The organism is Vibrio sp. 10N.286.51.B11 (assembly GCF_041469245.1).
Lineage (GTDB): Bacteria > Pseudomonadota > Gammaproteobacteria > Enterobacterales > Vibrionaceae > Vibrio > Vibrio crassostreae_C.
Map to the genome: position 1 here is coordinate 1 of NZ_JBFRKI010000015.1, position 1,053 is coordinate 1,053.

At 48.3% G+C, this 1,053-nt stretch carries 1 protein-coding gene; it reads left to right on the forward strand.

All coding sequences use genetic code 11. The features are described from left to right. On the forward strand, positions 1-1,053 hold a 1,053-nt coding region (locus AB4154_RS08915), incomplete at both ends, for a VCBS domain-containing protein (RefSeq protein WP_372122730.1).

Genomic DNA, 1,053 nt, shown 5'->3' on the forward strand with positions numbered 1-1,053 from the left:
AACGACGCCGCTACTGTCAGCAGTGCGACCGTCGCCATCGATGAGACTGACAAAGCGGTGACAACCTCAGGCACCCTAACCAGTATCGACGTCGATAACCCAGATAACGCATTCACACCGGATTCTATTTCAGGCACCAACGGTGACCTGACTATTGATGCTAATGGTCATTGGGTCTTCACCGCCAACAGCGCGTTTAATCAACTAAATGTTGGCGATAAAGTAGAAGAAACCTTCACGGTGTCGTCTGTAGATGGCACACCGTCCACCATCAAAGTGACGATTAACGGCACTAACGATGCCGCTACTGTCAGCAGTGCGACCGTTGCTATCGATGAAACCGACAAAGCAGTAACGACTTCAGGAACATTAACCAGCACCGATGTCGATAATCCAGATAACACTTTCACACCTGATTCGATTACTGGAGCTAACGGTGACCTGACTATTGATGCTAATGGGCATTGGACATTCACCGCCAACAGCGCGTTTAACCAATTGAATGTCGGCGATAAGGTCGAAGAGACCTTCACGGTGTCGTCCATCGATGGCACCCCTTCGACGATCAAGGTCACGATTAACGGCACTAACGATGCAGCGACAGTCAGTACTGCAACAGTCAGTGTGGATGAGACTGATAAAGCGGTAACCACATCAGGCACGCTAACCAGTACTGACGTGGATAATACAGATAATACGTTTACGCCAGATTCCATTGCAGGCACAAATGGCGACTTGACTATTGATGCCAATGGTCATTGGATCTTCACCGCTAACAGCGCGTTTAATCAATTGAACGTCGGCGATAAAGTCGAAGAGACTTTCACTGTCTCGTCTATTGATGGCACACCGTCGACCATCAAGGTGACGATTAATGGCACTAACGATGCAGCGACAGTCAGTACCGCAACAGTCAGTGTGGATGAGACTGATAAAGCGGTAACGACATCAGGAACGTTGACCAGTACTGACGTGGATAATCCAGATAATGCATTCACACCGGATTCTATTTCAGGTACCAACGGTGACCTGATTATCGATGCTAATGGTCAT